Origin of the sequence: Microbacterium sp. UFMG61, from assembly GCF_015354505.1 — a bacterium.
Taxonomy (GTDB): Bacteria; Actinomycetota; Actinomycetes; order Actinomycetales; family Microbacteriaceae; genus Microbacterium.
Window position 1 is genome coordinate 193,703 of sequence record NZ_JACAFP010000007.1, and the last position, 20,140, is coordinate 213,842.

At 67.9% G+C, this 20,140-nt stretch carries 17 protein-coding genes; 3 read left to right on the plus strand and 14 right to left on the minus strand.

What is annotated here, in order from left to right:
- Positions 1–23 precede the first annotated feature (23 nt).
- From IXW21_RS10625 to IXW21_RS10635, 3 genes are read right to left on the minus strand one after another with little or no spacing between them, the layout of a single operon-like run.
- Positions 24–938, minus strand: a complete 915-nt coding sequence (locus IXW21_RS10625) for a metallophosphoesterase (RefSeq protein WP_194764225.1) — start codon at positions 936–938, stop codon at positions 24–26.
- Between the two features lie 44 nt (positions 939–982).
- Positions 983–1,318 carry a peptidase gene (locus IXW21_RS10630; RefSeq protein WP_194764226.1) on the minus strand — a complete coding sequence of 112 codons (336 nt, stop codon included), beginning with the start codon at positions 1,316–1,318 and terminating at the stop codon, positions 983–985.
- Positions 1,315–2,625, minus strand: a complete 1,311-nt coding sequence (locus IXW21_RS10635) for an inorganic phosphate transporter (protein ID WP_194764227.1) — start codon at positions 2,623–2,625, stop codon at positions 1,315–1,317. The genes IXW21_RS10630 and IXW21_RS10635 overlap by 4 nt, the downstream gene beginning before the upstream one ends.
- A 156-nt stretch (positions 2,626–2,781) precedes the next feature.
- On the opposite strand from IXW21_RS10635, the gene IXW21_RS10640 reads away from it, so the two are divergent.
- Both IXW21_RS10640 and IXW21_RS10645 read left to right on the plus strand, forming a co-directional pair.
- Positions 2,782–4,881 (plus strand): S9 family peptidase, encoded by a 2,100-nt coding sequence (locus tag IXW21_RS10640; protein WP_194764228.1) that lies wholly within the window; start codon positions 2,782–2,784, stop codon positions 4,879–4,881.
- Positions 4,882–4,982: 101 nt separating this feature from the next.
- Positions 4,983–5,849: a DUF559 domain-containing protein gene (locus IXW21_RS10645; RefSeq protein WP_194764229.1), complete on the plus strand. Its 867-nt coding sequence runs from the start codon at positions 4,983–4,985 to the stop codon at positions 5,847–5,849.
- Here IXW21_RS10645 and IXW21_RS10650 read toward each other — a convergent pair.
- The 6 genes from IXW21_RS10650 to truB form a co-directional block, all read right to left on the minus strand.
- Entirely contained in the window at positions 5,819–6,847 is a 1,029-nt protein-coding gene (locus IXW21_RS10650) for an ATP-dependent 6-phosphofructokinase (protein ID WP_194764230.1), read from the minus strand. The genes IXW21_RS10645 and IXW21_RS10650 overlap by 31 nt on opposite strands.
- A gap of 215 nt (positions 6,848–7,062) precedes the next feature.
- A complete protein-coding gene (locus IXW21_RS10655) occupies positions 7,063–9,219 on the minus strand; it encodes a DEAD/DEAH box helicase (RefSeq protein ID WP_194764231.1) in 2,157 nt (718 codons plus the stop codon).
- Between the two features lie 216 nt (positions 9,220–9,435).
- Complete coding sequence (locus IXW21_RS10660; RefSeq protein WP_194764232.1) at positions 9,436–10,383, minus strand: bifunctional riboflavin kinase/FAD synthetase; 948 nt, start codon at positions 10,381–10,383, stop codon at positions 9,436–9,438.
- Positions 10,380–10,826, minus strand: coding sequence for a hypothetical protein (locus IXW21_RS10665; protein ID WP_194764233.1), 447 nt, complete (start codon positions 10,824–10,826; stop codon positions 10,380–10,382). Before IXW21_RS10665 ends, IXW21_RS10660 begins: the two co-directional genes overlap by 4 nt.
- Before the next feature lie 58 nt (positions 10,827–10,884).
- On the minus strand, positions 10,885–11,253 hold the full coding sequence (locus tag IXW21_RS10670) for a hypothetical protein (protein ID WP_194764234.1): 369 nt from the start codon (positions 11,251–11,253) through the stop codon (positions 10,885–10,887).
- Positions 11,250–12,143, minus strand: coding sequence for a tRNA pseudouridine(55) synthase TruB (gene truB, locus IXW21_RS10675; protein ID WP_194764235.1), 894 nt, complete (start codon positions 12,141–12,143; stop codon positions 11,250–11,252). Before truB ends, IXW21_RS10670 begins: the two co-directional genes overlap by 4 nt.
- A gap of 73 nt (positions 12,144–12,216) precedes the next feature.
- On the opposite strand from truB, the gene IXW21_RS10680 reads away from it, so the two are divergent.
- Complete coding sequence (locus IXW21_RS10680; protein WP_323742220.1) at positions 12,217–13,116, plus strand: A/G-specific adenine glycosylase; 900 nt, start codon at positions 12,217–12,219, stop codon at positions 13,114–13,116.
- A gap of 20 nt (positions 13,117–13,136) precedes the next feature.
- On the opposite strand, the gene IXW21_RS10685 is transcribed toward IXW21_RS10680, so the two are convergent.
- The 5 genes from IXW21_RS10685 to nusA all read right to left on the minus strand — a co-directional run bounded on the left by IXW21_RS10685 (position 13,137) and on the right by nusA (position 20,076).
- Positions 13,137–15,281 carry a helix-turn-helix domain-containing protein gene (locus IXW21_RS10685; RefSeq protein ID WP_228528430.1) on the minus strand — a complete coding sequence of 715 codons (2,145 nt, stop codon included), beginning with the start codon at positions 15,279–15,281 and terminating at the stop codon, positions 13,137–13,139.
- 124 nt (positions 15,282–15,405) lie between these two features.
- A complete protein-coding gene (gene rbfA, locus IXW21_RS10690; protein ID WP_194764238.1) occupies positions 15,406–15,840 on the minus strand; it encodes a 30S ribosome-binding factor RbfA in 435 nt (144 codons plus the stop codon).
- 71 nt (positions 15,841–15,911) lie between these two features.
- The gene (gene infB / locus IXW21_RS10695) at positions 15,912–18,683 is read right to left on the minus strand and encodes a translation initiation factor IF-2 (protein WP_194764239.1); all 2,772 of its coding nucleotides are present in this window, start codon (positions 18,681–18,683) and stop codon (positions 15,912–15,914) included.
- Positions 18,684–18,778: 95 nt separating this feature from the next.
- Complete coding sequence (locus tag IXW21_RS10700; protein ID WP_194764240.1) at positions 18,779–19,033, minus strand: YlxR family protein; 255 nt, start codon at positions 19,031–19,033, stop codon at positions 18,779–18,781.
- Positions 19,034–19,092: 59 nt separating this feature from the next.
- Positions 19,093–20,076: a transcription termination factor NusA gene (nusA, locus tag IXW21_RS10705; RefSeq protein WP_194764241.1), complete on the minus strand. Its 984-nt coding sequence runs from the start codon at positions 20,074–20,076 to the stop codon at positions 19,093–19,095.
- Between the last annotated feature and the right edge of the window lie 64 nt (positions 20,077–20,140).

A 20,140-nucleotide genomic window follows, 5' to 3' on the forward strand; every position in this document is an offset into this window, starting at 1 on the left:
ACCACCGGGGATACGACCGCGCGTCATCGTTTGCGCGAGAACGCCTCGAGTCGCTGCTCGGGGCTCAGCGTCGCCATCCTGTCGAGCCATGCCTGCGAGAAATGGTCGCCGGTGGGGGCGTCGACAACGGGCACGACGGTGTGCGTGATCGTGTCGGGGCGCACATGCACGATCTGGAACGCCTGCGCCGCGTCCATTCCGTTCACGTCGGCTGCCGCCCGCGCGACGTTCATCGTGTAGCACGTCGCGGATGCCACGCTGACGGGGACGCCGGCGAACGTGCCGTGCGCGGAGTAATGCAGATGTCCCGCGAGGATGCCTCGGACGTCACTGCCCCGGATCACGCCCGCGAGCTCGTCCTGGTGCCGGAGCTCGAGGATGTCGAACAGCGGCACATGGCTGGGCAGCGGCGGGTGGTGCATGGCGAGGAGCGTGCCGTGCGGGGCCGGCTCGCGGAGCACGCCGGCGAGCCAATCGAGCTGGTCCTGATCGAGGTCTCCGTGATGCCAGCCCGGCACGCTCGTGTCGAGGGCGATCAGGCGCAGGCCGTCGAGGTCCCACACGCCCGTGATGGGCGATTGGGTCGGTTCCTGATCGAGCAGACCCTGTCGCAGCGCCGGCCGCTCGTCGTGGTTGCCGGCCACCCAGACGATCGTCGTTCCGAGCGCCTCCACCACCGGCTCCACGGCCGAGCGAAGACGACGATAGGCGTCGGGCTCGCCCAGATCGGCGAGGTCACCCGTGACGACGATCGCGTCGGGGTTCGGATGCACCGCGGTGATGGACTCGAGAGTGCGCGCGAAGTTCGCTTCGACGTCGTATCGTCCGCCGAGCTTCACTCCCCCCGCGAGGTAGTGCGGATCGCTGACGTGGATGATGACGTGCGACGGCGACCCGTGACGACCGAAGACGGGAAGGCTGCCGGGGGTCGCGCGCATGGCACCAGCCTAGGGCGCGATCCCGATCCGTGCGCGGATGCGGCTCAGTGCCCGAGCACGATGATGAGGATGCCGATCACGACCGCCACCGCGCACAGCGCGAAGCACCCGTAGGCGCCGAACAGGGCGAGGCGCTTCTGCCCCTCGGTGAGGGGACTCTTCCTCGCGGCCTTCGCCGCCTGCTTGGCGGCGCGCTTGAGTTCCTTCTCGGTGATCACGGTGATCGCATCCGTGAACTCCGCCGGGCTCACGACAGGCGCATGGCCGCTGCGGACCAGCAGTCTGAGACCGAACGCGTAGAAGGTCACGACCGCGCACGCACCGACGAGCGCGGCGAAGAAGACCTGGACGAAAGCACCCCAGTCGATGTCGACGCTCACTTCGAGGCCTCACTGTCGGTCGTGTCGGAGTCCGTGGTCGTGGCGGACTTCCCCTTGCTGCGCGCCTTCGCCTGCTCACGGGCGGCCGCACGCGCTTTGGCATCGGCCTTCGCCTGCGCGACCCGCTGCTGACGACGCGTCGGCGGCGGGCTGTCGGGCAGATCGATCGCCAGACCGGACTCCGCGACGTCGCTCATCGCGTTCGCGGAGGTCACGGCGTCCTTGCGCGAGCGCAGGAAGAGTCCGATGATGACCGCGAGTGCCAGCACGGCATCGATCGCGATTCCCCACAGGCCGAGCCAGGTGATGAGGAGCGCCGCGAACGCGCCGACGGCCCCGGCCGCCGGAAGCGTGAGGAGCCAGCCGATGGCGATGCGGCCGGCCGTACGCCAGCGGACCGTCGACCCGCGACGCCCGAGACCGGAGCCGATCACCGAACCGGACGCGACCTGCGTGGTCGACAGGGCGAAGCCGAAGGCGCTGGAGGCCAGGATGGTCGCCGCCGTCGAGCTCTCGGCAGAGAAGCCCTGCGCGGGCTTCACCTCGGTCAGCCCCTTGCCCAGCGTGCGGATGATCCGCCATCCGCCGAGGTAGGTGCCGAGCGCGATGGTGACCGCACAGGCGATGATCACCCAGAGATAGGGATCCGCCTGCTCGCTGTTCTGCCATCCCACCGTGATGAGAGCGAGGGTGATGACACCCATCGTCTTCTGCGCGTCGTTCGTTCCGTGAGCCAGGGCCACGAGCGACGAGGTGAAGATCTGCCCCCATCGGAAGCCGTCGCGTCCGTCGGGCTTGCCGTCGTAGCGTCGGGTGATCGAGTAGGCGAGCTTGGTGGCGGCGAACGCGATGATCCCGGCGGTGAGCGGGGCGATGAGCGCAGGCAGGATGATCTTCGAGAGCACCATGCCGAAGTCGATGCCGGTGACCCCGACACCCACCAGCGTCGCACCGATGAGCCCGCCGAACAGCGCGTGCGACGAGCTCGACGGCAGGCCGAGCAGCCAGGTCAGCATGTTCCAGGTGATCGCGCCGATGAGTCCGGCGAAGATCATCGGCAGGAACACGTCCCCCTGGATGGTGTCCTCGCGGATGATGCCGTGCGAGACCGTCTTGGAGACCTCTGTCGAGAGGAACGCCCCGACGAGGTTCAGGACGGCGGCGAGCAGGACCGCGGTCTTGGGCTTCAGCGCGCCGGTCGCGATGGGAGTGGCCATCGCGTTGGCGGTGTCGTGGAACCCGTTGGTGAAGTCGAAGAAGAGTGCCAGCAGGATAACCAGCACGACGATGAGGGCTGCGGTTTCCACCGTTCGCTTTCGGTCGTTGAGGAAAAGGAAGGTGTCGACGGGATCGACGTGACGAACGAAGAGTTCACCGTGGGTTTGACTTCCGTTAACCGGCCCCGGTAAATCCTCCCACCCAGTCGGGTGCCGGTCAACTCGACCTCGACTAGCGTGGGAGGTGTGACTGATGCTCCGATCGCTGAACGCCGCTCGACCCTCCGCACCCACCACGGCGACACATTCGACGATCCATACGAGTGGCTGCGCGACAAGGACTCTCCCGAGGTGATCGCGCATCTCGAGGCCGAGAACGCCCACACCGAGGCGGAGCTCGAACACCTCGCCGGCCTCAGGGACACGCTGTTCCAGGAGATCAAGGGCCGGGTGCAGGAGACCGATCTCTCCGTCCCCACCAGGCGCGGTGACTGGTGGTACTACAGCCGCACCCAGGAAGGCGCTCAGTACGGGATCCACTGCCGCACCGCGGCAACGCCGGAGGACTGGACTCCCCCGGTGCTCGAACCGGGTGTCCCTGTGCGGGGCGAGATCGTGCTGCTCGACGGCAACGCCGAGGCCGACGGACACGAGTTCTTCTCCCTCGGGGCGTTCGACACCTCCGACGATGCGACGAAGCTGCTCTGGTCCACCGATTTCGAGGGCGATGAGCTCTACACGGTGCACGTCCGAGACCTCGCGACGGGTGAGACGCTCGCCGATGAGATCCCGAACACCGCCGGCGCGTTCTTCACACCCGACGGCACGGGAATCCTGTACACGACCCGCGACGACGCGTGGCGTCCGGAGACCCTGTGGCTTCATCGCCTCGGCACCCCCGTGGCAGCCGACGTGAAGCTCTTCCACGAACCCGACGAGAAGTTCTGGCTCGGCGCGGGAATCACCCGCAGCCGCCGGTACCTCGTGATCGCGGTCGGTTCGAGCATCACCAGCGAGGAGTATCTGGTCGACCTGACCGGAGATCTGACCGCGGCCCCCCGCGTCGTCTGGCCGAGGCGGGAGGGGGTCGAGTATTCACTCGAGCATGCGGTCGTCGACGGCGAGGATCGCCTGTACATCCTCCACAACGACGACGCACTCGACTTCGAGCTCGTGTCGGTCGCCGCATCCGACCCGCAGGGAGAACGACACGTCGTGCTCCCGCACGAAGCCGGACGTCGACTGCTCGGCATGGACGCCTTCCGGGACTTCGCGACGGTCGAGTACCGTCGCGAGGGGCTCGAGCGCGTGGGGATGCTCGATTACGCGACGGATGAGGTCGAGGACATCCTCTTCGACGAGCCTCTGTACTCCGCGGGCGTCAGCGGCAATCCGGAATGGCACTCGCCGTTCCTGCGTCTCGGCTACACGTCCTTCGTGACCCCCGGCACCGTGTACGAGCTCGATCTCTCGTCTCGCGAACTCGTGCTGCGCAAGCAGGTCGCGGTGCTCGGCGGCTACGATCCGCACGATTACGGCCAGGAGCGCGCGTGGGCGACGGCATCCGATGGCACGCGCGTGCCGATCTCACTCGTGTGGAAGCGATCGTTCGGTGTGCCCGGCGACGCTCCGCGCCCCGTGCATCTGTACGGCTACGGGTCGTACGAGCACTCGATCGACCCGGGGTTCTCGGTCGCACGCCTCTCCGAGCTCGACCGCGGCATCGTCTTCGCCGTCGCGCACGTCCGCGGCGGCGGTGAGATGGGCCGCCAGTGGTACGAGGACGGCAAGCTGCTCAACAAGCGCAACACCTTCACGGACTTCATCGCCTGCGGCGAGCACCTCGTCGAGACGGGGATCACGACACCCGAGCTTCTCGTCGCCGAGGGAGGCAGTGCGGGTGGCCTGCTCATGGGGGCCGTGACGAACCTGGCCCCCGAGCTGTTCGCCGGAGTCCTCGCGGCCGTTCCGTTCGTCGACGCGCTCACCACGATCCTCGACCCCTCGCTGCCGCTCACCGTGGTGGAGTGGGACGAGTGGGGCGACCCGCTGCACGGCGCCGACGTCTACGAGTACATGAAGTCCTACTCCCCCTACGAGAATGTCCGCGACGGGATCAAGTACCCGCGCATCCTTGCAGTCACCTCGCTCAACGACTCCCGCGTGATGTATGTCGAGCCCGCCAAGTGGGTCGCCGCATTGCGTGTCGCAGGAGCGACGGATGTCCTGCTGAAGTGCGAGATGGTCGCCGGACACGGCGGCGTCAGCGGGCGTTACAACTCCTGGAAGGAACGCGCCTTCGAGCTCGCCTGGCTGCTCGACACCGTCGGGCTCGCCGAGAATTGAGCCGCACCCACGTCTTCTGCACGGGCGGCGGATTCGTGCGGGATTCCTTTCGCCGCCGCTGCCGCCGCCCGTCGTGCTCTCAAACGGCCCACAGTGGGCGGATGCACCTGGACGAATGGCTCGCTGCACGCGAGGGAGTGGCACACACGTCGGAGGTCTCTGCGGCCGGTTTCAGCAGGGACGCGGTCGAATCGGCAGTCGCAGAAGGGCGGATGCAGCGGGTACGCCGATCCTGGGTCGCACTGCACGAGTGCGATGACGACCTGCTCGCCGCGATCGGAGCAGGCGGACGCCTCACGTGCGTGAGCGCCGCTCGCAGACGCGGGCTGTGGACCCCCGATCTCGATACGCACCATGTGGCGGCCCCGGCGAGAACGACGCCCCTGACGGGCATCCGCATTCACCGGTCCCGTGGCCCTGCCCCCGTCCACCGGCACCGGATCGTCGACCCGGTGGTCAACGTCCTCCACCATGTCGCGAGATGCCAGGAGGCGCCGGTGGCGCTGGCGGTCTGGGAGTCCGCGCTCTCTCGACGCGTGATCGATGCGGAGGTCGTGGAGAGCGTGACCTGGCAGGGGCACCGCGCTCGCCGACTCGCGGATCTCACACCACGTCTGTCGGATCCCGGCCTGCACACCGAGTTCGCCGATCTGATGCGATCGATCGGCATCGTGGTCCGCCAGCAGGTGCGACTCGACGGGCGATCGGTCGACGCGCTCGTCGGTCAGCGACTCGTGATCCAGCTCGACGGCTTCGCCCGCCACGGCGATGCGGCGCTGCGGGGACGAGACATCGACGCCGACGCCCGTCTACGCCGGCGCGGATACACCGTGCTCAGGTTCGACTATCACCAGGTGTTCTTCCTGCCCGAGCTCGTCGCGGACATCGTGCGCACCGCGCTCGTGCAGCGTCGGCATCTCGACGATCGATCCCGAGATCAGCCGAAGAGCGCAGCTGCCTCGTCGTAGCGACTGCGCGGCACCGTGTTCAGTTCGCCGAGCGCCTCCGCGAACGGCACGCGAACGATGTCGGTGCCCTGCATCGCCACCATCTGCCCCCAGGCACCATCCATGATCGCGTCTGCGGCGTGGAGGCCCAGTCGCGTTGCGAGCACGCGGTCGAACGCCGACGGCGAACCGCCTCGCTGGATATGGCCGAGGATGGTGGCTCGGGTCTCGATGCCGGTGATGCGCTCGATCTCGGGGGCCAGCTGGTCGCCGATCCCGCCGAGGCGGGGGCGGTTGAACGCGTCGAGTCCCTTGTCGCTGTACGCCTCGTCCATCCCCTGAAGCGTGAATCCCTCGGAGACGACCACCAGCGGAGCACGTCCGCGATCGTGGGCGCTGGTGACCAGAGCCGCGATCTCGTCGAGGGTCTGGGGAACCTCGGGGATCAGGATGGCGTGTGCCCCGGCTGCCATGCCCGCGTGCAACGCGATCCATCCGACGTGGCGCCCCATGACCTCGGCGACCATGCAGCGCTGGTGCGAGTCGCCCGTTGTGCGCAGCCGGTCCATGGCATCCGTGGCGATGTTGACGGCCGTGTCGAACCCGAACGAGTAGTCCGTGGCGCGCAGGTCGTTGTCGATCGTCTTGGGAACGCCGATGACGTTGATGCCGTCCTTCGCGAGGCGATCCGCCGCAGCAAGCGTCCCCTCACCGCCAATCGCGATGATGCCGTCGATCCGGTGACCGTACAGTGTCTTGGCGATGTTCTCCGCTCCGCCACGCTCACCCTCGTAAGGGTTGGTGCGGCTCGTGCCGAGAATCGTGCCGCCCACCTTGGACAGGCCCTTCACCTCGTGGCGCGTCAGCGGGAAGAAGTCCCCGTCGACCACGCCGCGCCAGCCGTCGCGGATCCCCACGAACTCGACGTCGTAGGTCGTGGTGCCCTTGAGCACGATTCCGCGGATGACCGCGTTGAGTCCGGGGCAGTCGCCGCCGCTCGTCAGGATGCCGATCTTCATGCTTGCCTCAGACGGTCAGGGAAAAGGGGGAACAGGCGACACTGCCTGCGAACGACACTAGCGTCACTGGACGATCGCGCGCCATTCGAGGCGACGAAAACGGCAGATCTTGCGATCGACCGGCGACGTTTCCTCGGTTGTTGACGGGATCGTCGCGAGGAAGGCAAAATCGGCGTTAAGAACCAAGGTTCTTAACGCCGATTGCTGAAGCAATATCAGGCCGCGCGCAGCGCTTCCCGGAGCAGGTGCATGAGGGCACCGAGCTGCACGGGCTCAGCCGCGACGTCGTCGACGGCGTCACCGTCGAGCGCACGCGCCGCGAGCCCCTGCTTCTGGTCGATGAGCTCGGCGATCTTCGCGTCGACCGTGTGCGCGGCGATGATGCGCCACGCGGTGACCGGCTCATCCTGTCCGATCCGGTGCACGCGATCGATCGCCTGGGTCTGTTCGGCAGCCGTCCACGAGAGCTCCGCCAGAACGACGTTCGACGCCGCCTGCAGGTTGAGCCCGACGCCGGCCGCGGTGAGCGAACAGACCGCGATGCCGACCGAGGGGTCGCCGTTGAAATCGTCGATCGCCTGCTGTCGGGCGGTCGAGGACTGATCGCCCCTGATCGACACCGAGCGGATTCCGGCCGAGGCGAAATGCGCCTCAGCCTGGTCCATCACATCGATGTGCTTGGCGAAGAACACCACCTTGCCCACGGAGCGCTGCAGCTGAGCGGCGTAGTCGGCGGCGAGATGCGCCTTCGCCTGGCCGATGCGACGCACCATGGTGAAGACGTTGTCCCCGCCCGTGCCCGCGGCCTTCGACTCCTCGAGTTCGTTCTGCGCCACGAGACGCACGATGTCCTCGTCGATCTCACCGGCAGCCACGCGCGACGATCCGGCCGACGATGTGCGCGCTTCGACGATGCGGCGGTACCGAGCGGCGAGCCGCTCCCCCAGCTCGCGCTCGGCCTGGCGGATGCCGCGCCCGAACTCGTCGTCGAGCTGCACCGGCAGATCGGCGATGAGCTTGTCGGGCAGGTCTGCCGCGACGTCCTTCTTCTTGCGTCGCACGATCCCCATCGAGATCACCGCGTCGCGCGCTTCGGGATAGAACGCCTTGTCGGCCGGCGTGAGGCCGGTCGCGTCGAGCTTCTCCATCAGCTCAGGTCCGGGCTTCTCGCCTGTCGTCCAGTCGAGGAAACGCCAGATCGCGTCGAAATCCTCGACATCATTGATCAGGGGCGTTCCGGTGAGTGCGAGCAGCAGCGGCTTGCCGCCAGGGGTGCGCTCGCGCACCCGTGAGGCGAGCGAGAGCACGTTCTGCGAGCGCTGCGAGCTCAGGTTCTTGATGAAGTGCGCCTCGTCGACGACCATTCCGCGCAGGCCGATGGAAGCAAGCCACGACATGTGCCGATCGAGGATCTCGTAGTTCACGATGAAGACATCCGCGAAGGCGTCGATGTCACTGCCATCGCCCTGGATCACGGTCGCCCGGCGCTGCGGCGTCCACCGCTCGACCTCGCGCGCCCAGTTCATCTTGACGACGTTCGGCACCACGACGAGCAGCGGATACGCGTCGGCCACGGACGCGGCGAGCAGCGATTGGGCGGTCTTGCCGAGACCCGGTTCGTCCGCGAGAAGGAAGCTCCGGTGACCGGCACGGACCGCCTCGAGGAAGCGGGACTGGTGCACCATGACCTCGAGGCCCTTGGGCGACAGGTGGTCGTACTCGGGTGCGGGCGGAAGATCCATGCTCGCAGCCGCACCCCCCGCACCGGTCTCGAACGCCTTGTACAGGGGGCCCATCAGCTCCCACCCGTCGAGACGACGGCGCGGCGTCGTGGCCGCGCGCGGGGTGAGATCCGGAGCGAGGAACGGATTGGCGAGCTGTCGCGCCTCGACCGAGGGCGGCGTCACCTGACGCTCCGCGATCGCGGCCGGCACGACCGGCGTCTGCACCGGTGCGATGTCGGCGATGATGAGCTCTTCAGGTGCGAGCTCGGCACCGGACTCCAGCAGCCAGTCGCGTCGCATGCGCTTCGCCACCGGCGAGGTCGCCTGGTCGGCTTCGAGGAGCTGGATCAGAGAGGTGTCACGCGCCGCCGTCTTGGCCAGGATCGTCGCGACGCCGTCGAGCCGCTTGAGCAGCTCCGCGCGAGCGTTGTCCGCGATCTCCGAGTCCGCCTTGACGCGCGCGCGCTCCTCGCGGACGAGGAAGGCGATCACCTGGAACTTCACGCGGTTCGTGGGTCCCAGCTTGCCGCGCTGCGACTTCGCCTCGATCTCGCGGACCTTGCGCGCGAGGATCGGGATCAGCGGGGCCTCGTCGTCACGACGAGATGTCTTCTTGCGCCGTGTGGCTGCGGTTGCCGTGGTCGGCATGCTCCTCCTGAGCGTGAAGGCCGAGGCATCCGCGGGATGCGACGACCGTTCTCGATGTCCGCGTGTGGCGTGAGCCAGGACCGTACGAACAGTGGTTCCGGTTTCCGACGATGCGCGAAACGACTCGCGAAGATCGACGACAACCGTTGGTAATAGTATGCCATCGCGCCGGGAGGGCGCAGAATCCGTCGCGGAGAGTTCGGACGTTGTTCAGGCTCACCCTCCGGCGAGTACCCGTTCGGCATCCGTGACGTCGGCGGCCATCTGCGACATGAGCTTCTCGATGCCTTCGAAGGCGACCATGCCTCGCAGACGCTCGACGAACTCCACCGTGACGTCGTGCCCGTACAGGTCCAGCTCGGTCTCGCCCAGCACGTGCGCCTCGACCTGGCGCTCGAGCACGTCGTCGAAGGTCGGGTTCGTGCCGACCGAGATCGCCGCGGGATGCCGCATACCGGTCGCGTGATCGTGCAGCCACCCGGCGTAGACGCCGTCGGCGGGGACGAACGAGTCGACCGACGCGGAGAGATTCGCGGTCGGGAACCCGAGCTCCCTCCCCCGCTTGAGGCCGTGCACGACCTCGCCGCGGACATCGACGTTCCGGCCCAGGACCCGCGCCGCGGTCGTGACGTCGCCGGCCATCAGCAGCTCTCGGATCCACGTGGATGACACGCGGCGGTCGGAACCCGCCAGGAAGACGTCGTCGACCACCTCGACGCTGAAGCCGTGGAGCGGTCCGAGCTCACGCAAGAGCGCAGGGGTTCCCGCGCCGCCGCGGCCGAAACGGAAGTCCTCGCCGACGAGCACGGTCGACACGTGCAGAGCGCCCACGAGGATGTCGGCGACGAAATCCTCGGCGCTGCGCGATGCGAACTCCGCATCGAAGGTCAGGAGCAGCGTGGCATCGAGCTCGAGTTCTCCGAGGAGCTCGATCTTGCGCTCGACCGTGACCACGTTCTCGGGGCAGCGGTCGGGCCGCAGCACCGCGAGGGGGTTCCGATCGAAGGTCACTGCCACGGAACGCTCGCTGGTCTCGGCGGCCTTCTCACGCAGTCGACGGATCACGGCACGGTGGCCCGCATGGACGCCGTCGAACTTTCCGATCGCGACGACCGAGGGTCCGAAATCGGCCGGGACCTCTCGCGGATCGCGGAAGACGATCACGCAGTCACCTCAGTGCGCTCGCCCACCTGCACGGAGTGAGCCGGTCGGTGCGTCCGGAGCCACCAGATGCCGAACACGGGAAGCACGAGCGGGATGAACAGATAACCGCGTCCGAACATCGACCACACCGTGTCGTGCGGGAACAGATCGGGCAGGAAGACGCTCAGCGCGCCGACGACGATGACGCCCGTGAGCTCGAACACGATCGCGATCCACGCGATCGTGTACCACCCGCTCCTCTTCGCGAGCACCAGAGCGAGGGTGGCCAGCACGTAGACCGCGGCGGCGAGCGCCGACAACGCGTATGCGAGCGGCGCCTCGTCGAACTGGCGGAAGATCTGCACGAAGCTCCGCCCGGTCGCGGCAAGAGCCATGACGGCGTAGACGATCACGAGAACGCGGCCGATGCCGGTCAATCGAGAGGAGGAGACGGAGGTGCTCATAGCTCCATACATTCTACGCGCGGCGCGTCGGCACCGGATGCGTGCGCCGCGACAGCGGTCACGCGACCTGGACGGTCCAGATGACGTGCATGCGCCACACCATGACGGCCACCGCGAGGGCGGCGACTCCGAGGATCACCGTGCTCCATCTGCTGCGCTCCATGAGCGCCCACAGCACAGCACCGATCGGCAGCAGCACTGCGGAGACCAGATACACCCAGTACTCGAGGAGATCGCCTGTCGGCGGGTTGCCGACGAAGGGCGCGACGATCGCCGCCACGACCTGGACGATCAGGAGGAGCTCCACGAGAGCGAGCGCGCCCACCGAGAAATCGCTCGGGCGGCGACCGACGAGCCCGAGCACGAGACAGAACGCCCCCGCCGCGACTGCCACGGAGACCTGCAGGATCGTCAGCCACAGGATCATCGCGCGGCCTCGGGCATGTTCATGGCGCTTTTGAGATCTGCCCCGCGCTTCTCGACGACGCCGACGAGGTTCCCCTCCGGATCGACGGCCGCGGCGCGGTCGCCGTCCAGTCGCGGCGCCTGCCCCGTAAGACGCTTCCCGTGCCGCAGATCGGTGGCCTCGGCAGCCGACACGTCGAGGACGGCCAGGACACGAGCGGCCGCCTGCGCGGGAGTCATGAGCGTCGCTTCCCCGAGGTCGTCGACGCCGACCGCGTCAGCCACATCGAAGTCTCCGACTCGGGAGCGTCGGAGCGCGGTGAGATGGCCGCCGACCCCGAGATCCTCGCCCAGATCACGGGCGAGAGAGCGGATGTAGGTGCCCGACGAGCAGTCGACGACGACGTCGAGTTCGAGGAAACCCCCACCCTGCCGCTGAGAGACCACATCGAACCGTGACACGGTGACCTCGCGCGCAGCGAGGACGACCTCCTCGCCCGCGCGGACCCGGTCGTAGGCACGACGGCCGTCGACCTTGATCGCCGAGACCGAGCTGGGAACCTGAGAGATCACGCCGGTGAGTGCCGTCACGCCGGCGGCGATGCGGTCCGGCGTCACGGTGCTCCAGGCATCGTCCGCCGCGCGGGTGAGGATCTCGCCGTCCGCGTCGTCGGTGTGAGTCGTCTGCCCGAGCCTGATCGTCGCCTCATACGTCTTGTCGGCTCCGACCACGTACGTGAGCAGACGGGTCCCGCCTTCGACGCCGATCACGAGCAGCCCTGTGGCCATCGGGTCGAGCGTCCCGGCATGACCGACCTTCCGCGTCCCGAGCGCGCGCCGAGTGCGAGCGACCACATCGTGGCTGGTGAGTCCAGTCGGCTTGTCGACGAGAAGTATGCCGGGTGAGACCATCCCTCCAGCCTACGGCGCGTTCACCTGTGCCCTCGAACACGACCGCTCGGCACCGTCGCCTAGGCTTGGCTCCGTGCTCCCGAACACGAGTCCCGCCGGTGCGCCCGCTGCGTCGCTCATCGAGTGGTACCGGCGGACAGCGCGCGATCTGCCCTGGCGACGATCCGATTTCCACGACGAGTACGGCGCCTGGGGAACCCTCGTCAGCGAGTTCATGCTGCAGCAGACGCCGGTCACCCGGGTGATCCCTCACCTCGAGGCCTGGCTCGCGCGGTGGCCGACACCCGCGGCACTCGCATCCGCGACGCCTGCCGAGGTCGTGCAGCAGTGGGCGAACCTGGGATATCCACGCCGCGCGCTCTGGCTGCATCGTGCCGCTATCGAAGTCACGGAGAGGCACGGCGGTGTCGTGCCTCGCGATGTCGATGCCCTCCTTCGGCTGTCCGGCATCGGAGACTACACAGCGCGGGCGGTGGCCGTGTTCTCCTACGGTGACCGTCATCCGGTGGTCGACACGAACACACGTCGTGTGCTGGCACGATCGGTGCTCGGTCAGGCGCATCCCGGGTCGCCGTCACGCCGCGACCTCGAGCTGATGGAGTCCCTGCTTCCTGCGGATGATGTCGAATCCGCCGTGTACAACGCCGCCGCGATGGAGCTGGGAGCCACGGTGTGCACCGCGCGGAGACCACGGTGCGAATCGTGTCCGCTGCTCGGCACCTGCGTGTGGGTCGCCGCCGGGCGGCCGGACACCGGCGACAACCGGCGACGCCAGGCCGCATTCGAGGGCTCGGACCGTCAGGCCCGAGGAGCGGTGCTGCGCGTGCTCCGAGCAGCATCTCCCGACGCAGTACCGACCGACGCCGTGGTCCCCGAGTGGCCCGATGCACTGCAACGCGACCGGGCGATCGATTCACTGATCGCGGACGGATTGGCCGAAGCCGACGGGGACATGCTCTCGCTCCCCCACTGACCGCCGGTGCGGCGGGTCGCTCAGACGTACTGACCGATCCGATGCGCGAGCACCGTCAGCTCCACGCGCGTGCGCACCTCCAGTTTCGCGAACACTCTGCCGAGATGGACCTCGACTGTCCGGACCGATACGTGGAGCGACTCCGCGATGTCCCTGTTCGGCGCCCCCGCCACTGCGAGCATCGTGACCTCGAGCTCACGCGTCGTGAGCATCGGCTCCCAGATCCGGCGAGATGTCGCGAGAGGATCGCCGGACGACGCGCCACCGACCGCATCCGCCTGCAGTCGCGCGAGCCGCATCGCCACGGCGCGGGCCCAGGCCGTTGCGCCTGACACCTCCAGCAGACTGCGTGCGGCCTCCAGGTGCTCTCTGGCGCGTGCGACGTCGCCGGTGATGAGGCAACGCGTGCCGATCATCGCCTCGACACGTCCGCGCGAGAACGGTGAGGGAATCGACCTGGCCGCGTCGACGACCGCGGCGCGCACCGAGCGCCACTCCTCGTCGGAGCAGCTCAGCATGCGCGCGCGCAGATCCTGCGCGAGCGAGATCCCCGGAGGCTCGACCCGACGTCTGCGTGCTCGGTCCCGCTCTCCCACGAGCACGGCTTCTTCCAGTCCCGGCACCGAGAGCGTCGTCTGCGGAGCCCCGGCGTCACGCCAGAGCCGCATGAACGCCGCCGCCTGCTCGAAGCCTCCGGCGAGGAACGCCTCGATGCCGCGGTCCACAAGATCATCGATCCGCATGGAAGGAGGCAGCGCCGCGGTGAGCGACCGCGCGAACGGCCCCAGATGGCCGAGGACCGCGAGATCGAGACGGCGAGCGATCACCGCTGCGAGCCCTGCGAACGGGATCGAGACCGGCAGGTCGAGCGCCGACCGCATGAGCTTCTTACGAGCGGTCCCGATGTCGCCGCTCCACATGATCAGTAGCACCTCGACGACGGCCCGGTAGGCGCCCACGAGCGGGCTCCGCTCGAACCCGGCGACGAACGGGTCGACCTCGACACCGATACCGGAGCCACCCGCCGCCAGAAATCCCAGGCCCTGTTCGATGTCTCCGTCCATCGCGGCCTGGAGCGCCCGCAGCATCCCGCCGGTGAGCGGCCCCGTCCCGTGGATCTCCGCATCGACGTCCCGATCCCCGGCGATGAGCCACGCGAGGGCGACGACAGGATCCCGCAGATCGGCGTCGGCCGCCGCCCTTCCCGCTCCCTCACGAAGCGCGGCGATCCAGGAGCGCATCCCCTCACGATCTCCGCGCTCAGCGCAGAGCACAGCGGCGAACGCCGCGGCTCGCGCCCAGAGATACCATTCCTCCTCCCCCGCGCCCTGCGGGCGGAGCGCGACGGGATCGACCCGAGGGACCGCTCCATGCAGATGTGTCTGCGCGATGAGCAGCCCTCCCAGCGCCTGCAGCCGATGATGCTCCTGAGCGTCGGGGAACAACTCGCTGAGCAGACTCACCGCCTCGACCGCGAAACCGGCGGCGATCGCCGAGACACCCGCGACAGCTGTCGCCTCATCCCGTTCCGCCCCGGTCGCATGCGCCGCTGCCTCTGCCGCCAGGTGCATGGCCCGTTCATTCGCGCCGGCCTCGGAGAGCGACCGTGCGATCCGGGTCAGCTCCGCAGCGGTCCCCGGAACCCCGTACAACGAGGCGCGCGCGAGATGCCAATCCGCATCGACCCGTTCTCCGCGTGCCTGGAAGACATGGTGCAGGCGGGTGTGCACCCGGACAGCCGCGGACGCCCCCGTCGTGGCTCGCAACCAGATCGCGAGACGCGGATCTGCGAGACGTACACGACCCGCATGGATGTCGAGGAGATCCGAGACCGGGCACGCCGCGAGATCGTGCGCCGAACGACCGTCGAACTCGAGCAGCGGCTCCAACCGATCGTCCAGGCGCATCGACACCGCGATCAGCAGCTCGCGGTCTCGCGGCCGCAACGCGAGGTCCGCGAACAATGAGGCGATGGAGTCGACCATCGGCAGGGGCGACGGCAGCGGCCTGAGACCGTGTCGCTGCGACTGATCGAGCTTCTGCGCGACCGCCAGGACCGTCGCGGAGTCAGCGGCGACCTCCGCCACGATTCGCGCCACGACATGCGGGGCGCACCCGAGATCATGAGCCAGAAGGTCGTCGAGGAGTGCCTCGAAGAGACCCATCGTCACCGAAGGCGCAGTGCGCGCACCAAGAACGTCTATTCCGAACCCCCCAGCCCGAACGAGCGTCCGCTCGTCAGGCTGAGGATATCAAGCACCCGACCGGCTCAGCCGAGGTGCTGGAATATCACGCGGGGGTGTCGTCTTCTTCCTGACGAAGGTAGGGATCAGCATCTCCGGCGTGCGACGCCGAGGACGCGAGTTTCGCCACCTCGGCATCACGTTCCTGCGCTTCGCGGAGCAGTGCCGAGATGTGATCTGCGTTCTCCGGCAGCGCATCAGGGATGAACTCGAGAGTCGGCACCAGGCGGGTACTCAGCTGACGACCCACCTCACTGCGCAGCATCCCCGTGGCGGATGTCAGGGCGGCGCCACTGGAGACCCGCTCCTCTTCGGTGCCGAGCACCGTGTAGAACACCGATGCGTGCTGCAGATCTCCGCTGACGCGGACGTCGGTGATCGTCACGAATCCGAGGCGCGGATCGCGCAGCCCCTTCTCGAGGCGCTCGGCGAGGATCACACGAATACGATCGGCCAGACGTGCCTGTCGTTCACCAGCCATTGTTCTCTCCCTCTAGGTACCCTTCGGGCGAGGATGCATGGCGCACCCTCGCCCGAAGATATCGAACTCGATCAGCCGCGAGGCTTCTCGACCAGCTCAGTGGTCTCGATCTCGTCACCGATCTGGATGTCGTTGTACTTGCCGAGGCCGATACCGGCTTCGTAGTCCGTACGCACCTCGGTGACGTCGTCCTTGAAGCGGCGCAGCGACTCGATGGCGAGGCCATCGGCCAGCACGACACCGTCGCGGATGACGCGAGCCTTGGCGTTTCGCGTGATCGTTCCCGACCGCACGATGACACCGGCGATGTTGCCGAACTTCGAGGAGCGGAACACCTCGCGGATCTCGGCGACACCCGACTGGACCTCTTCGTACTCCGGCTTGAGCATGCCCTTGAGCGAGCTCTCGATCTCGTCGATCGCGTTGTAGATGACGGAGTAGAACCGGATGTCCACGCCCTCACGCTGAGCGCGCTCACGCGCCTTCGTGTCGGGGCGGACGTTGAAGCCCACGATGATCGCGTTGTCGATCGTCGCGAGGTTGACGTCGGACTCGGTGATCGCACCGACACCGCGGTGGATGATGCGGAGCTGGACCGAGTCGTCGACCTCGATCTTGAGCAGCGACTCCTCGAGCGCCTCGACGGCACCGGAGACGTCACCCTTGATGATGAGGTTGAGCGACTCGACCTTGCCCTCTTCGAGAGCACGGGTGAAGTCTTCGAGCGAGATGCGCTTGCGGGCCTTGGCCAGCTGGGCGTTGCGCTCAACCGCTTCACGCTTCTCAGCGATCTGACGGGCCATACGGTCCTCTTCGGTGACGATGAAGACGTCGCCGGCACGCGGCACCGAGTTGAGACCCTGCACCTGCACCGGACGCGACGGGTAGGCCTCGAGGACCTGCTCGCCGTTCTCATCCGCCATCGCCCGGACGCGCCCGTAGGCCGTGCCTGCGACGATCGCGTCACCGATGCGGAGCGTTCCGGACTGGATCAGCACGGTGGCGACCGAACCGCGGCCCTTGTCGAGCTTCGCCTCGATGGCGACACCACGAGCTGCCTTGTTCGGGTTGGCCGTGAGGTCGAGACCCGCGTCGGCAGTGAGCAGCACGGCGTCCAGGAGGTCCTGGATTCCGGTGTTGGCACGTGCCGACACGTCGACGAACATGACGTCTCCGCCGTACTCCTCGGCGACCAGACCGTACTCGGTGAGCTGCTGGCGCACCTTGCCGGGGTTGGCGTCGGGCTTGTCGACCTTGTTCACCGCGACCACGATCGGCACGTTCGCCGCCTGGGCGTGGTTCAGGGCCTCGACCGTCTGCGGCATGATGCCGTCGTCGGCTGCGACCACGAGGATCGCGAGGTCCGTGACCTGCGCTCCACGGGCACGCATGGCGGTGAACGCCTCGTGACCCGGGGTGTCGATGAAGGTGATGGCACGCTCGATGCCCTCGTGCTCCGTCCACACCTGGTACGCACCGATGTGCTGGGTGATGCCTCCGGCCTCACCCTCGATGACGTTGGTCTGGCGGATGGCGTCGAGCAGTCGGGTCTTACCGTGGTCGACGTGACCCATGACGGTGACCACGGGGGGACGGATCTCGAGGTCATCCTCGCTCTCCGCCTCCAGCTCGGCCTCGAGGTCGAGACCGAAGCCCTCGAGGAGCTCCTTGTCCTCGTCTTCGGGCGAGACCATCTGGATCTTGTAGCCGAGCTCGGCACCCAGGACCTCGAACGTCGCCTCGTCCAGCGACTCGGTGGCCGTGGCCATCTCTCCGAGGTTGAAGAGGATCGTCACGAGGGTTCCCGGCTGGACCGTGTACCCGGTCAGCGTCTCGATCTTGTCGGCGAAGTCGGCGATCGATGCGCCGCGCCGCATGCGGATGATCTCTCCGTTGCCACGGGTGACGTTGACGCCACCGACGACCGGAGCACTCCGCATCTCGAATTCCTGGCGCTTCGCCCGCCGCGACTTGCGCTGCTTGCTCTTGCCGCCGCCCTTGCCGAAGGCACCGGCCGTGCCACCGCCGGGACCACGGCCACGGCCACCGCCGCCACCGGGACGACCGGCGAAACCGCCGCCGCCACCGGGACGCGCGCCGGGGCCTGCACCGGGTCCACCGGCACCGCCGGGACGACCGGGTCCACCCGGACGCTGCTGGAACGGTGCGCCGGGACGGCCACCCTGACCGCCGCGCGGAGCGCCGGGACGGGGAGAACCGGGACGCGGAGCACCCGGCCGCGGAGCGCCGGGACGCGGTGCCTGCGGGCGCGGGATGTTGCCCGGGGTCGGGCGCTGGCCCATGCCCTGCGCGGACGCGAACGGGTTGTTGCCCGGACGCGGACCGGCCGGACGCTGGCCCATGCCCTGCGCCGAGGAGAACGGGTTGTTGCCCGGACGCGGAGCGCCGGGCTTCGGAGCAGCATCGCCTGACGGCTTCGGAGCAGCGTCATCGCCGGACTTGGGAGCGGCGGGCGCCGCGGGAGCGGGCGTCTCGGCCGGAGCCTCTGCGACCGGCGCCTCGGCGACCGGCTTGGGGCCGGGCTTCGGGCCGGGCACTGGAGCTCCGGGCCGCGGTGCGCGACCGGGAGCGGCCGGCTTGGCGCCGGACGCAGCCGGCTTGGCCGCGGAGGACGCGGGCTTCGCTGCCGGAGCAGCGTCGCCGGAAGACTTCAGCGAGGCGTCCGACTCGATGGCGGCGCGAAGCTTACGCGCCACCGGCGGTTCGATGGTCGAAGAGGGGCTCTTGACGAACTCTCCGAGTTCCTTGAGCTTTGCAAGTGCGATCTTGCTGTCGACGCCGAGTTCAGCGGCGATCTCATGTACGCGTGGTTTACCAGCCACAATTCTCCTGTCTGGGGTCGGTCCACCCAGACAGGGCAGACCACTAGTCGCGGACGGGTCTCATTTCGAGCCGTTCACTTTGTTTCCATAGCCGTTCAGCCTTTGTTTCTTGGTGGGTGCTGTTCGATGTTCCGCGTGTCCAGATCGCTGGAGACGCGCAGTGCTCGTCCGAAAGCCCGACGCCGCACAGCGGCATCCATGCATTCCGGTGTCGGATGGACCCACGCGCCTCTCCCTGGCAAAACGGCTCGCTCATCGATGATGAGTGTGTCGTTCTGGGACACCACTCTGAGAAGAGCGGCGCGGGGAGCACGCGTGCGACAACCGACGCACATTCGTACGGGTTCCATCTTACACCTGAGTTCCCACCCGACTCGCGCGAGGGTGGCGAGTCGGGTGTGCCGAGCGGTCAGTCCAGCACGCTGTCGGGCTGGATGTCGATCTTCGCGCCGGTGAGCTTGGCGGCGAGTCGGGCGTTCTGCCCTTCTTTGCCGATCGCGAGGGACAGCTGGTAGTCGGGCACCAGGGCGCGTACCGCCTTCGTGTTCGCGTCGAGGATGAACGCGCTCGTCACCTTGGCCGGCGAGAGAGCGTTCGCCACGAAGGGCGCGAGTTCCGGGTCGAAGTCGACGATGTCGATCTTCTCCCCCGCGAGCTCCTCGGTGACGGCGCGCACGCGGCGCCCCATCTCTCCGATGCATGCACCCTTGGCGTTGATGGCCGGGTCATTCGCCCGAACAGCGATCTTCGTGCGGTGGCCGGCCTCGCGGGCCAGCGAGACGATCTCGACGAGCCCGGCGGCGATCTCGGGAACCTCGAGCGCGAAGAGCTTGCGCACCAGCCCGGGGTGCGTCCGCGACACCGTGATCTGCGGACCCTTGAGCCCCTTGGCGACGCTGGTCACGTAGACGCGAAGGCGTGAGCCGTGCGTGTACTCCTCGCCGGGCACCTGCTCCTCGGGCGGCAGGATCGCCTCGACCGATCCGAGATCGACGTGGATCATGCGGGGGTTGGGTCCCTGCTGGATCACGCCGGCGACGATGTCGCCCTCCTTGTCCTTGAAATCGCCGAGCACGACATCGTCGGCGATGTCACGCAGACGCTGACTGATGACCTGCTTGGCCGCGAAGGCGGCGATGCGGCCGAAGTCGTCGGGCATGGCGTCTTCTTCGCCGATGATCGCGCCCTCGTCGTCCTTCACGGCCTGCAGCACGGCCACGTGTCCGGTGCGGCGGTCGAGTTCGACGCGGACACCCTCAGGTGTGGCGCCATCTGCGGACACGTGCTTGGCGTAGGCCGTCAGGATGGCCTGTTCGATGATCGAGACGAGCTCATCGAAGGGAATCGCCTTCTCCTTCTCGATCCCACGCAGCAGACTCAGTTCGATATCCATGACGGCTCCCTATTCAGCTCTCGTCGCGCGGGTGTGCACACGCGACATCCGTACCACGATACCC